The sequence below is a fragment of the Listeria aquatica genome, assembly GCF_014223975.1.
GTDB classification, from domain to species: domain Bacteria; phylum Bacillota; class Bacilli; order Lactobacillales; family Listeriaceae; genus Listeria; species Listeria aquatica.
This window is the reverse complement of the sequence record NZ_JAARRM010000001.1, coordinates 1,113,438-1,126,217: the sequence shown is the minus strand read 5'-3', so window position 1 is coordinate 1,126,217 and position 12,780 is coordinate 1,113,438. Positions and strand designations below refer to the sequence as shown.

The 12,780-nt window shown below is 38.3% G+C and carries 15 protein-coding genes and 1 riboswitch; of the genes, 8 read left to right on the top strand and 7 right to left on the bottom strand.

The window, feature by feature from the left end; translation table 11 throughout:
* The 5 genes from HB912_RS05520 (at position 1) to HB912_RS05500 (ending at position 4,626) form a co-directional block, all read left to right on the top strand.
* Positions 1-540 (top strand): 5-formyltetrahydrofolate cyclo-ligase, encoded by a 540-nt coding sequence (locus HB912_RS05520; protein ID WP_185372724.1) that lies wholly within the window; start codon positions 1-3, stop codon positions 538-540.
* A 115-nt stretch (positions 541-655) separates the two neighbouring features.
* Complete coding sequence (locus HB912_RS05515; protein ID WP_185372722.1) at positions 656-2,212, top strand: rhomboid family intramembrane serine protease; 1,557 nt, start codon at positions 656-658, stop codon at positions 2,210-2,212.
* Entirely contained in the window at positions 2,209-2,418 is a 210-nt protein-coding gene (locus HB912_RS05510; RefSeq protein ID WP_185372720.1) for a YqgQ family protein, read from the top strand. Before HB912_RS05515 ends, HB912_RS05510 begins: the two co-directional genes overlap by 4 nt.
* A gap of 24 nt (positions 2,419-2,442) precedes the next feature.
* On the top strand, positions 2,443-3,423 hold the full coding sequence (locus tag HB912_RS05505) for an ROK family glucokinase (RefSeq protein ID WP_036073303.1): 981 nt from the start codon (positions 2,443-2,445) through the stop codon (positions 3,421-3,423).
* A 90-nt stretch (positions 3,424-3,513) separates the two neighbouring features.
* Positions 3,514-4,626 (top strand): YqgU-like beta propeller domain-containing protein, encoded by a 1,113-nt coding sequence (locus HB912_RS05500; RefSeq protein WP_185372718.1) that lies wholly within the window; start codon positions 3,514-3,516, stop codon positions 4,624-4,626.
* 34 nt (positions 4,627-4,660) lie between these two features.
* On the opposite strand, the gene HB912_RS05495 is transcribed toward HB912_RS05500, so the two are convergent.
* Genes HB912_RS05495 through comGA form a run of 7 tightly spaced genes read right to left on the bottom strand, consistent with a single transcriptional unit; the run spans position 4,661 to position 8,306 of the window.
* Positions 4,661-4,825, bottom strand: coding sequence for a hypothetical protein (locus tag HB912_RS05495; RefSeq protein WP_185372716.1), 165 nt, complete (start codon positions 4,823-4,825; stop codon positions 4,661-4,663).
* Positions 4,818-5,291 carry a competence type IV pilus minor pilin ComGF gene (comGF, locus tag HB912_RS05490; RefSeq protein WP_185372714.1) on the bottom strand — a complete coding sequence of 158 codons (474 nt, stop codon included), beginning with the start codon at positions 5,289-5,291 and terminating at the stop codon, positions 4,818-4,820. The genes HB912_RS05495 and comGF overlap by 8 nt, the downstream gene beginning before the upstream one ends.
* Positions 5,251-5,538 (bottom strand): hypothetical protein, encoded by a 288-nt coding sequence (locus HB912_RS05485; protein WP_185372712.1) that lies wholly within the window; start codon positions 5,536-5,538, stop codon positions 5,251-5,253. Before HB912_RS05485 ends, comGF begins: the two co-directional genes overlap by 41 nt.
* The gene (gene comGD, locus HB912_RS05480) at positions 5,525-5,959 is read right to left on the bottom strand and encodes a competence type IV pilus minor pilin ComGD (protein ID WP_185372709.1); all 435 of its coding nucleotides are present in this window, start codon (positions 5,957-5,959) and stop codon (positions 5,525-5,527) included. The genes HB912_RS05485 and comGD overlap by 14 nt, the downstream gene beginning before the upstream one ends.
* Positions 5,949-6,260: a competence type IV pilus major pilin ComGC gene (gene comGC, locus HB912_RS05475; protein WP_185372707.1), complete on the bottom strand. Its 312-nt coding sequence runs from the start codon at positions 6,258-6,260 to the stop codon at positions 5,949-5,951. Before comGC ends, comGD begins: the two co-directional genes overlap by 11 nt.
* Before the next feature lie 17 nt (positions 6,261-6,277).
* Positions 6,278-7,309, bottom strand: coding sequence for a competence type IV pilus assembly protein ComGB (gene comGB / locus HB912_RS05470; protein WP_185372705.1), 1,032 nt, complete (start codon positions 7,307-7,309; stop codon positions 6,278-6,280).
* Positions 7,296-8,306, bottom strand: a complete 1,011-nt coding sequence (comGA, locus tag HB912_RS05465; protein WP_185372703.1) for a competence type IV pilus ATPase ComGA — start codon at positions 8,304-8,306, stop codon at positions 7,296-7,298. Before comGA ends, comGB begins: the two co-directional genes overlap by 14 nt.
* A 350-nt stretch (positions 8,307-8,656) precedes the next feature.
* Positions 8,657-8,747: riboswitch (glycine riboswitch) on the top strand.
* A gap of 82 nt (positions 8,748-8,829) precedes the next feature.
* Here comGA and gcvT point away from each other — a divergent pair.
* From gcvT to gcvPB, 3 genes are read left to right on the top strand one after another with little or no spacing between them, the layout of a single operon-like run.
* Positions 8,830-9,918 carry a glycine cleavage system aminomethyltransferase GcvT gene (gcvT, locus tag HB912_RS05460; protein ID WP_185372909.1) on the top strand — a complete coding sequence of 363 codons (1,089 nt, stop codon included), beginning with the start codon at positions 8,830-8,832 and terminating at the stop codon, positions 9,916-9,918.
* Between the two features lie 33 nt (positions 9,919-9,951).
* On the top strand, positions 9,952-11,310 hold the full coding sequence (gene gcvPA / locus HB912_RS05455; RefSeq protein WP_185372702.1) for an aminomethyl-transferring glycine dehydrogenase subunit GcvPA: 1,359 nt from the start codon (positions 9,952-9,954) through the stop codon (positions 11,308-11,310).
* Complete coding sequence (gcvPB, locus tag HB912_RS05450) at positions 11,307-12,767, top strand: aminomethyl-transferring glycine dehydrogenase subunit GcvPB (RefSeq protein WP_185372700.1); 1,461 nt, start codon at positions 11,307-11,309, stop codon at positions 12,765-12,767. Before gcvPA ends, gcvPB begins: the two co-directional genes overlap by 4 nt.
* Positions 12,768-12,780 lie beyond the last annotated feature (13 nt).

The window sequence follows — 12,780 nt, the reverse complement described above, 5'->3', positions numbered from 1 at the left end:
ATGGAGAAAAACAAGCTTAGAAAAAAGACACTAGCACTGCTCGCATCGCTTGATAAAGCTGAGCATGACGAAAAGTCGTCCAAACTAGCTGAGCTTCTTTTTGAAACTGAAGAATGGAAGCGCGCTCATTTCGTTGGTGTTACTTTGGCCCGCTATCCTGAAATTGGAACAGAAGCCATTATACGGAAAGCTTGGCAAAGTGGTAAAACAGTGGCGATACCTGAGACGATTTATCCTGGTCATAAAATGCAATTTCGTGAGTATAAAAGAGGAGATCAGTTGATTAAGAAAAAATTTGATCTTTTTGAGCCAAGCGAAGAGGCCAAACTAGTTCCAAAAAATCAGTTGTCTTTGCTGATTGTTCCTGGAGTAGTTTTTAATTCTGCAGGGTACCGAATTGGCTTTGGTGGGGGCTTTTATGATCGGTATTTGACAGATTTTCTTGGGGATACCATTTCCTTAGCTTTCTACGAGCAAGTTAATGAAGAACTTGTTGTAGAAGATCATGATATTCCCGTCCAAAAAGTCTTAGTTGTTTGATGAATAGAGATTGTGATAAATTTTCATAAAAACAGGCCCCGTTATTTACAACGCCTGTTTTTTTGCGTATAGTAGTAAATATAATCAGCAATTTAGATAGAAAGCAGGGAATTGTTTGAGTCTCCAAGAAAATTATATTTTCTGGCGATTGACTAATTACTTTTTAGAGCAGGAAAATTATCGTTTGATTCATCTGCACGAAGAAAAGCATGAATTGTGGTTAGAAAATCCCAGTCAAAAAAAACGCCCAGTAATACGCATTCAAATCCGTGAAATGGGATGGACGAGTGTTGTTGAACGGGATATGAATCATACATTTAATGTAGCTGAAAATTTACGGAAGCAAATAGGCGCTCCGTTTCTTCAAGTTGCAAATATTTATATTACTCCGTTTGCTCCAGTTGGGGAGGAAACGTTATTTAATGAACAAACCAAAAATAAGAATGGAAAAATTAGCATTCAAAACTTACTTGTTTCATCTGAACGCCTTCAAACAGATTTCAACACACTTGAAGAGCAGCTTGCAATTCCAAAAGAAACGTTTCTGGCTGAATCAGATATAACAGAGGAACAAGTTGTGAATGAACGGCAAAATGTTATTACGTATATCACAAAAAAAGTTAATGATGAAGAACAGAAAACAAGAAAATCGAAACCGTATGTCACTTATGGCTTCATTTTACTGCAAGCATTATACTTTATTTGGGTGTTTTTGAAAGACAGTTCTTTGAATACTTATACACTTGTAGAGTGGGGTGCAAAATTCAACCCACTTATTTATGAAGGAGAGTGGTGGCGTTTTATTTCACCAATTTTTCTTCATGCAGGACTCATGCATATTGCAGCGAACTGTTTAATGATTTATATTGTTGGACCATGGGCAGAACGGCTATATGGAAGAGTTCGCTATGCTTTCATTCTTATTTTGGGTGGAATTGCTGGAAATATTGCAAGTTTTGCGCTGAACAGCAGCGTATCAGTGGGGTCAAGCACAGCTGTTTTTGCACTTTTTGGTTGTTTACTTTATCTCGTTGTTTTAAAACCACATTTATATGCGAAAACGATAGGAGTGAATATTGCTGTTCTTGTTGCTATAAATCTTGTACTCGATTTATTTATGCCGAGTGTTGATTTAGCAGGTCATGTTGGCGGGCTTGTTGCTGGCTTCTTTTTAGCAGGTGCTTTTTCCGTTCCACATCAATACTTTAATCTACGTCGAATACTATATGGTGCAGCTATGCTTCTTTTAACGGCTCTTTTTCTGTACATGGGGTTTGACCGTGCGGATGAGCCAACTGATCCAGCAACTGCCAATGGAATTGCGCAGTACTATTTGAAACAAAATAAGCAAGAAGAAGCAGATAAGCTTTTCCGCTACTTAGAAAAGAGTCGCAGCGCTGATGAATACTCGTACACGCTTATGGCTGGTCAAGCACTCGAAAAAAAAGAATTTAATGTAGCAAAAGAAAAGGCGAAAGAAGCCATTCGTGTGAATAATCAATTGCCACAGCCGCATTATATACTTGCAATTTGTTATTTACAAGATGGAAACCGGAAAGAGGCATTAAAGCAAGCGGAGATTGCAAAAAATCTTTCGCCTGAAAAGGTTTATGAGGATTTATTTCACGGACTACAGCAAAATAATCAAAAGAAACCAGAGGGATCGCTATGAATTCAGTGTACGATGTCCAACAGTTACTTAAAAAATATGGGATTTTTGTCTATCTAGGAAAACGCGAATATGATATTGAAATGATGGAACATGAACTTACAGGGTTGTTTAAACATCAACTATTGGATAGAGAAATATATGCAAGGGCTCGAAGTATTTTAAAGCAAGAATTGATCAAAGAAAAAAAGAAAAACAGCTGCCTTTGAGCAGTAAAAAGGAGCAAGTCGCAAATGGAAAAGAAATTGATTGGCGTTGATCTTGGTGGAACGACAGCAAAAATTGCTGTTTTAACAAAAGATGGTGAAATTGAAGAGAAGTGGAGCATCCGCACCAACACAGAAGATAAGGGATCTCATATTGTTCGTGAGATTGGAGACAGCGTCAACCAAAAGTTAACTGAACTGCAAATGGATAACAGTGAATTTTACGGAATTGGCGTTGGAACGCCTGGGACAGTGAACTATGAAACTGGAACAGTAAAAGGAGCCTATAATTTAAATTGGGTTGAAGAACAAAATGTCTCAGAGGAACTAGAACGACTTACCGGTCTTTCTATTCAGCTTGACAACGATGCCAATGTTGCAGCGCTTGGTGAACGCTGGAAAGGCGCTGGTGAAGGTGGAGCAAATGTTGTTTTTGTCACACTTGGCACGGGCGTTGGTGGCGGAATTTTCGCAGAAGGAAAGATTCTCCACGGGGTTAGAGGAGCGGCTGGCGAAATTGGCCACGTGACTGTTGTTCCAGAAAATGGATATCCATGTACTTGTGGAAAAACGGGATGTCTTGAGACGGTAGCTTCTGCTACTGGAATTGTGCGTGTCGCAAAAGATCTTGCTAAAACATATAAAGGTGATTCAAAGCTTGTTCGTTTAATTCAAAAGGATTCTAAAATCAGTTCAAAATTAATTTTTGATTATGAGAAAGATGGCGATCCATTTGCAAAGGTAGTGGTGGACCGGATTTCATTTTATTTAGCTTTAGCACTTAGTCATATTGGAAACATGCTAAATCCTGAGAAGATCATTATTGGTGGGGGCGTTTCGGCTGCCGGGGATGCTTTGCTCCAGCCGGTTAAAACTTATTTTGAAACAATGGTATTTCCAACGGTACTAGAATCTACAAAACTGTCTATTGCAACACGAGGAAATGATGCAGGCGTTATCGGTGCAGCATGGCTTGCACTTCCAAAAGACGAAGAAACAAGTCTTTAATTTTTTGTCCAAGCTTCTATTCTATTGGGTTTGATTCACTTCAAAAAGGGTAATTGGTAGAAATGAATACAATCAGAATGGAGGAAAAAGATGAAAAGGAAAACATTTTGGTTGCTGTTTATTTCGCTATTAGGCATTCTTTTCATCTTTTCCGGATGCAAGCAGGATGATAACAGTTCGGGTAAAGAACAAAAAGATAATAAGGAAGAAACGAAAACAATTAAACCGATTAATGCAGAAAAAAATGGCTTTATCCGTGCTGTAGGTTGGCTGTCGAATGATACGGTTCTAATTCAAAAACAAAGTGCAAAAAAGACGATGCTGATTAAATATCACCTTTTTACTGGTGAAAATGATGTGTTGTTTGAAACAACCGATATTATTTCGGAAATCAAAATAAGTCCTGACCGTCAATACTTTTTCATTTACGGTGTTTCAATAGAAAATAAGGTCGCTTTAACGATTTATGACAGTGAGTCTGGCCAAAAAATTAAAAGTCATGCCATGCAGCCTTTGGCAGCCAATTTTCACTGGAATCCAGATTCACCAGAAAAAATTATGGTTATTGTTTATGAACAGAATTTTTCTTATTCAGCTTATGTTTATGATTTTCTAAAGGATAGCTATCAGGCGGTTTCGCTTCCCTCAGCCCTTGTTTCTTGGTATGGCAATAATTTATATTTAGCCAATCAAAAAAGTGATCAAAGTGAGCTTGGAAATTTATATCTGCAGAATATTCATTCGGAATCAGAAAAAGATTTAATTGCAGCAAATATCTTTGAATTTGCAACCAACCGTAACCTCTTATTAACAATTGAAGAGGGGAGTTCTGATGAGGAAGTTACTTATAACTTTCGCTCCAGTGGCTTTCAGTCAATTTCAAAGTATGAAATGCCACGTGAATATGATAAACTGGGCACTTTTATTCCATATTTTGACTTGAATTTTTCAAGAAAGCAATTTGTGAGTTTTGAGCCATACGAAAGTCGTGAAATCGGTCCTGTGCAAGGTGAATATAAATTAGTTCGAATTGATCCGAATACTGGAAAGAAACATACAATTCTCGAGTTGCTGGACAATCAGCCGCTTTTAAGTTCGCCGGATGGTAATTATTTGTTGTATGGTTATCAGTATGAAAAAATAATTAGTCTTTCGAAAAAAGAAGTAGAGGATTTTATAAAGAAAGACGATCAAACCTATTAAAAAGATATCTCCCTTGAATTGAGCTCATTATTAGCTATTCAAGGGAGGTTTCTTTTTTTATTTTAGACCGGTAGTAATCTTGCCAACTCTTTTCAAATGTTATTTGTCTTTCAAAAAGAATGGTCACAGTCGTCACTGTCATTAAAGTTAAGGAAAGTAAGCAAAGTGTAACCAGTAAAGTAAAGCCGTTTTTATTCATCTTTCTGATCTCCTTGAAGCGGAATTTTAGTTTGAAAAAGATGATGAGCTTTAGACACTGCGGTTATTTCTAAATAATTAGCTGATGCTTTAGTTTGGAAAGCTTCAATTTCTGTTAAAATGGGCTCATGTCCCCGGCCTTCAACTTGCTTACGAATAATGGATTGGTATTTTGAATAGCAAACTTCTTTTGTATCTTTAATAAAACAAAAACCATCCGGCGTGACAGAGGAAATTGGATAATTTTTGCGTTCTTCTTCAAGCTGTTTTAGAAAAATATGCCATTCAGTTGATGTTGCCACTTCGCTTGCTTGAATAATTTTTTGTTCTACTTGAAGGGCGAGTGGTAGAAGTGAGAAAATTGAAGTAACCGCTAAAAGGGATAAAAGTGCTTCGATTAAAGTAAAGCCATTTTCTATAACTTGGCTAGAAGGGGAGACAAATTTGTTGATGCTTTGTTTTTCCACAAACAACCCAACCTCCTTTAGCAACTTTTATTTCTATTTCTTCATTTGCTGAATGAACTTTTTCTGGGTGATCAGAAAAAAGTTTCACTTCATCATACATTCTTTGATAGAGCATTGTTGTTTCACGTTCGCTATCCAATCGCTGAATTAAATTCCATAAAAAGGGAAATAAAACGGTGCAAATTAAGAGTAGTGTGCTGAGAGAGAGGAGGCTTTCGATGAGTGAAAAACCATTAATTTTCTTCAATGTGAAATCGTCCTTTCCCGATTTGAAATTTAAGGTTATAGGATCGCTTTTTTCCGTTCCACTTGACTGTGCGAAATCGATTGATATTTCCTGTTTGGGGGAGAAATTTAAAAGTTTCTTCTTTTTCAATACGTATGCTTTTTGGATAGTGCTCAATTAATTCTCGCTTGTTTATTCTTTGAATCACGAGTTGGTCTTGCTTGAAGAGAAGTTCAACGGGCTCATTAAGTTGAAGTAATGCTTCGGATTGAGCAAGGTAAATATCTGCTGTTAAAATTTGAAAGAACTGTTTTTCTTCGATTTTCCTGAGTGTGCTAAGTGCAAGTGGGACTGAAAGATTAACTAGCAAAAGAAAAATGGCAAGCACGAGAAGCATTTCTGCAAGTGTAAAACCATTCTTCTTTATTCGACTATTTTTCATGGACATTTCCGCTACTATCGATAGTAACTGAGTTTCCATTTGGACATTTTTTTTGTTTGTTTGAGAGAAATCCTTTACTCAAAAGATCATTAAAAGAAGGCATGTTATGATATTCGAGTTCATAAGCTTGTACTTGTGTTTCCACCATTGAAATAAAAGCACTGCAGCCTTTGTCATTGATCGACTTACTTTGCTTTGTGAGGTTCGGAATAATTAAAAGAAGCAAAACACTCACAACAAGCAGAACTACAAGCATTTCAACTAAAGTAAAGCCACGCTCATCTCGCCAGTTTATTTTCATTATAGATACACTCCTTATTAAATTTGATCGACCATGTTAAACATTGGAAAGAGAATTGATAAATAGATTGAAATGATCAAAATACCGATAACTAAAAAAGCAAGTGGCTGAATGTATCCGAATAATTTCTCCGTTTTGGCAATGGATTTTTGATAGCAAAGTTCATAATAAAATAGTAGTTCATCTGCAATGGTAGCGTTTTGTTCACCATGTTGGATGATGGCGATGAGTTCTGATTCAAAAAGTTTTAATTTAGAAACAGAAGTCGCAAAAGGAAGCCCCTTTTCAATGCTTGTAACTAACATTTTCCCGATTTCTTGAAAAAAGGAAGGGGCGTCTGGACTTACAAAAAGAGTTAGTGTTTTTTGAACGGATAAGCCGCTTTTTAATAAATAACCACATTCTCTAGCAAAAAGTTGCGAATAGTGGATTCGTATGAAGCTTGAAAAAATCGGAATCCGAACAAAAGCTTTAGCACGTTCAAATGCGGTTTGCCGCTTGCTTCTTCTCGTAACAAAAAGGGCAGTAAGGAAAATCAACATGACAAGGGAAAATAAAATTAACGGAAGCTGTTTAAGCAAGAAAAAGACAAAAGTTGTGGAGAGATTCTTTTGATCGCTAATTTGACTAAACAATAAATCAAACTTTGGCAATAGAAAAACACGTAATAAGAAAAAAACTACGATCACGGTTACAAAGAGAATCAAGGGGTATTGAAAAGTCTTTTTAAGCGTCTTTTCTTGTTCTGCTCTTTTTTTTAAGAGTGTTCCACATTCTGCGAGCGTTTTTGTGAAATAACCGTGCTCAGCTGCATAATAAATAGGAGCAAATATAAAATCAGGAAACCCCGCTTGTTTCAACGCTTCTTGAAATGAATTTCCTTCTTGTAAATGATGGAGTACGGTTAAATACCGTTTGGCTTGTTTGGGACTAGAGATAGTGAGGTATGAAATCGCAGTTTCAATGGAAAAGCCTTGTTCGAGTAGTGTGGCGAGCCGTGCCAAAAAATCTCCGTCTTGCTCAAGTTGTCGCTGATTAAAAAAAGCCATAATATTTTCCTTTCTGAATTTGTTTTTCAATACTGTGGCCATCTACACAATTTTTACCTAAAAAAAGTGAATGGATCGTCTCTTTTCGAGTGGCTTGTTCATAAAGGACGGTTCGTTTTTCCTTTAGGTGCGTGCAAAATAGAGAGCATGTTCCATAGCATAGCGGACAGTATAGAGGTTTAAGGACTTGGTGACTGATTCCAAGTAAAGCTTGAGTGAGATAGATTTCTGGAAGACCAAATTCTAGGAGTCGTGTCAAAATACCAGCTAAGCTATCTGCGTGAACCGTACTCAAAACAAGATGTCCAGTCAAGGCAGCTCGAAGCACAATTGCAGCGGTTTCTTGATCGCGAATTTCGCCTACAATGAGAATATCTGGGTCATGACGTAAAACAGCGCGAATCAATTCGCTATAAGTGAGACCAGCTTTTTCATTAACAGCAATTTGCAAAAAATTTCCGTTTAAATGCTCAACAGGGTCTTCAATTGTGACGACACTTTGCAACTTTTTAGCTAAAAATAATTCAGCTAGACCATACATAGAAGAAGACTTTCCGCTTCCAGTGCTCCCAGAAAATAAAAAAAGGCCTGTCTTATTATGGCAGCATTTTAAAATTTGGCTTGACTCGTTCGAAAAAATAGAGGACTTTAGAAATGGAATAAAGTGATTGAACCGAAAAAGGCGGATGACTAGTCCTTCGTTAGCATTGACGTGAGGGAGTGTTGAAACGCGTAGAGCTATTTTTTCATCTCCGACTTGGCTTTCAAAGCTTCCAGACTGTGGTAATCGCTTTTCTCCGATATCAAGACCGGATTGAAATTTTAGGAATAAGATCAGTTTCTCAGTTTCACTGTTATTTAAAACTTTGAAAGGATAAAGTTCCCCAGAAATGCGCAAGCGGATAAGTGCCCCTGTTTGAGCAGGATGAATATGAATATCGCTTGAGTTTAAATAAAGTGCTTGCCGAAGTAGGTTCGCTAAAATTTGTTTTGGCAAGATTTATCTCACCTCCTTGCTTTCTTGTTCGCCAAGTTTGATTCAATCCCTCTTTTAGCGAAATCAGAAAAAACACAGTATAGTTTCTAAGTTCATGAGGAATAAGAAATTTTTTAGATTTATTTGGTACGATTTCTTAAAAAAACCTAGAAAAAAATTTTTTTGTTCGTAAAAAAGATTGTGAAAAAATAAACAATACGGACATTTTGTAAAAAAAAGTAAAGTTAAGCCTTTTCATTACGAACATTAAAGGAGGTAAGTTGTGATATATCCGTAAAAACTTATCATTTGCCGAACAATCTGTCTCATGGTAAGCTAGAGAAAAGGAAAGGGTACATAGAAAAAAGCGGTTGAATGTAAACGGAGAGACTGTTTGAACAGCGCCGACGGGGAAAGCATAGACTATGTGAAACTCTCAGGCAAAAGGATGTTTACAGGACGCAACTCTGGAGTGGAATTTGCGACAGGGCTTATTGTTGGTAAGCCTTTTTCCTATGCACAAATTCAAGAGGAGGTTTTCATGTTGACAGAGCTTTTAAAAACACCGCTTCACCCGCTTTACGCGAAATACGGAGCAAAAACAATTGATTTTGGGGGATGGGATTTGCCCGTTCAGTTTTCAGGGATTAAAGAGGAACATGAAGCAGTTCGAACACATGCTGGCGTTTTTGATGTTTCACACATGGGGGAAATCTTAGTAGAAGGTAAAGAAAGTACTGAATATCTTGATAAAGTGCTTACTAACAACGTTTCGAAGCTAAAAGCTGGACGTGCGCAATATAATATTGTTTGCCATGAAACGGGGGGCACAGTGGATGATTTAGTAGCTTATAAATTTTCAGATGAAAAATATTTGCTTGTCGTAAACGCTGCAAATACTGAGAAAGATTTTAACTGGTTAAAAGATCATGTAACAGAAGATGCGAAAGTTTCCAATGTTTCTAGTGAGTACGGACAGCTGGCTGTTCAAGGTCCTGAAGCTGAAAAATTGCTAGCAACACTTACAGATACAGATTTATCTGCCATTCCATTTTTTGGTTTTGAAGAAAATGTGCAAGTAGCTGGGAAATCGGCACTTGTTTCACGTACTGGTTATACAGGTGAAGATGGATTTGAAATTTATACAAAAGCCCAGGATGTAGCAGCTGTTTTCGAAGCACTTCTTCAAGCAGGAGTAAAACCGATTGGGCTCGGTGCACGTGATACACTTCGTTTTGAAGCAAATTTTGCGCTTTATGGTCAAGAACTTTCGAAAGATATCACGCCGCTAGAAGCAGGTCTTAACTTTGCGGTGAAATTGAAAAAAGAAGCTGACTTTATTGGAAAAGAAGCACTAATTAAACAAAAAGAAGAAGGCATTCCGCGTAAAGTAGTCGGAATCGAAATGATTGATCGTGGCATTCCGCGTACCGGATATAAAGTTTTTGTGGATGGTCACGAAATTGGAGAAGTTACATCGGGGACGCAGTCACCCACTCTTGGTAAAAACCTTGGGCTTGTACTTGTGAAAACAGAATTTGCGAATGTGGGACAAGTCGTTGAAGTTGAGGTTAGAAATAAAAAGCTTCAAGCAAAAGTTGTTGAAACACCATTTTACAAACGTGAGAACTAGGGAGTAGCTATGCAATGAAAAGGAGGAAGGAAAATGGCGAAATTTCGTTATTTACCAATGACAGAGCAAGATAAAAAAGAGATGCTTCAGGCCATTGGTGCAGATTCAATTGAAGATTTGTTTGCAGACATTCCAGAAAAAGTACGGTTTAAAAGAGAATATGATCTTAAACCACCGCTATCTGAGCCGAATTTATTAAAAGAACTTAGTCGGTTAGCTGCGAAAAATGTTAATACGCAGGATGCTGCTTCATTCTTAGGCGCAGGAACCTATTCGCATTACATCCCAACGATTGTCGACCATGTGATTTCACGTTCAGAATTTTATACGGCATATACACCTTACCAACCTGAAATTTCACAAGGGGAACTTCAAGCTATTTTCGAGTTTCAAACATTAATTGCTGAATTAACAGGCATGGATCTTGCTAATTCTTCGATGTATGATGGTGCGACGTCGCTTGCGGAAGGGGCAATGCTTGCTGCGGGACACACGAAACGCAAGAAAATTTTAGTTTCTGAAACGGTCCACCCGGAATCTATCAATGTATTAAAAACCTATGCCAAGGGGCACCACGTTGAAGTGAAGTTGATTCCAGAAAAAGAAGGGCTAACAGATTTAGAAGCTCTTCAAAAAGAAATGAATGATGACGTAGCAGGTGTGGTTGTTCAGTATCCTAATTTCTTGGGTCAAGTAGAAGATCTTGCTGCGATTGAACCGATTGTGCATGAACAGAAAAGCTTGTTGATTGTTTCAAGCAATCCGCTTGCACTTGGCATTTTGACACCGCCTGGTGAGTTTGGTGCAGATATTGTTGCTGGGGACACACAAGTTTTCGGCATTTCCGAATCGTTTGGCGGTCCGCATTGCGGCTATTTTGCAGTCACGACAAAACTGATGCGTAAAGTTCCAGGACGGTTAGTTGGGGAAACGGTTGATGAAAACGGAAAACGAGGTTTCGTATTGACGCTTCAAGCACGGGAGCAGCATATTAGACGTGATAAAGCCACCTCGAACATTTGCTCCAACCAAGCTTTAAATGCACTGGCATCTTCTGTTGCCATGGTAGCACTTGGACAAAATGGATTGCCGGAAATGGCTAAACAAAACGTTGACAAAGCTCATTACGCAAGAAAACGATTCAAAGATGCTGGCTTTGAAGTATTGTTTAGCGAAGCGTTTTTTAATGAGTTTGTCGTGAAGTTAGATAACCCGGTTTCAGAAGTTAACGAAGCGCTTTTAAAACATGAAATTATTGGTGGCTATGACCTTTCGATGTACTATCCAAAGTATCAAAATCATATGTTAGTTGCTGTCACTGAAATGCGCAGTAAAGAAGAAATTGATCAATTTGTGGAAACGCTAGTTAACAGTCTGGAGGGAGTCAAATGAGTGAAACAATGCCTTTAGTTTTCGAACGTTCAGTTCCTGGTAGAGTCGGATTTAGCTTACCTGAACAAGACGTGCCGGAAACAGATCTAAGTCAGATTTTCGATAAAAAAATGATTCGTTCGAAAAAAGCAGACTTACCTGAACTAAGCGAGCTTGAAATTATGCGTCACTATACAGAACTATCTAACCATAATTTTGGTGTGGATTCTGGCTTTTATCCACTGGGTTCTTGTACAATGAAGTACAATCCGAAAATGAATGAAAAAGTGGCTCGCTTCCCAGGCTTTGCGAATGTTCACCCTTATCAACCTGAAAGCTCGGTTCAAGGGGCAATGGAGCTGATGTATGACTTGCAGGAAAGTCTCGTTGAAATCACTGGTATGGATGAAGTAACGCTTCAACCGGCTGCAGGAGCACAAGGGGAATGGACTGGATTGATGCTAATTCGAGCTTTCCATGAAGCGAATAATGACGATAAACGTACAAAAGTGATTATTCCGGATTCCGCTCACGGCACAAATCCTGCATCTGCAACAGTAGCGGGTTTCGAAGTTGTGACAGTAAAATCAAATGACAAGGGGCTTGTCGATGTTGAAGATTTGCGAAGTGTTGTAGGAGAGGATACGGCTGCTTTGATGCTAACCAATCCAAATACGCTTGGTTTGTTTGAAAAAGATATCGTTGAAATTGCTGAAATCATCCATGACGCTGGTGGGAAGCTTTACTATGATGGGGCCAATTTAAATGCAGTTATGTCGAAGGCACGTCCCGGAGATATGGGCTTTGATGTCGTGCATTTAAACTTACACAAAACGTTTACAGGGCCGCATGGTGGCGGTGGGCCAGGTTCAGGTCCGATTGGAATCAAAAAAGATCTGATTCCTTATTTACCAACACCTGTTTTGAAAAAACAAGATGATCGCTATGTATTTGATTATAATTACCCAGAATCAATCGGTCGCGTAAAACCGTTTTATGGAAACTTCGGGATCAATGTTCGGGCGTATACGTATATCCGGACAATGGGCGCTGAGGGATTGAAAAAAGTGACGGAGTATGCCGTTTTAAATGCTAATTACATGATGCGTCGTTTAGAAGAAGCATTTGATTTACCTTATGGTCAAATTTGCAAACATGAGTTTGTCTTAAGCGGCAATCGGCAAAAGAAACTTGGCGTGAGAACAACCGATATCGCCAAGCGTTTACTTGACCATAATTTCCATCCGCCAACGGTTTACTTCCCATTAATTGTTAATGAAGCGATGATGATCGAGCCGACTGAAACAGAATCGAAGGAAACTTTAGATAAGTTTATTGATACGATGCTTGAAATTGCACGGGAAGCAGAAGAAGATCCTGAACTTGTGCAAGAAGCTCCACATAATACTTATGTGAAGCGGCTAGATGAAACGCAAGCGGCAAGAAAACCTGTTTTGCGTTACGAGCAAGAAAGCTAATAAAAAAAGCCCG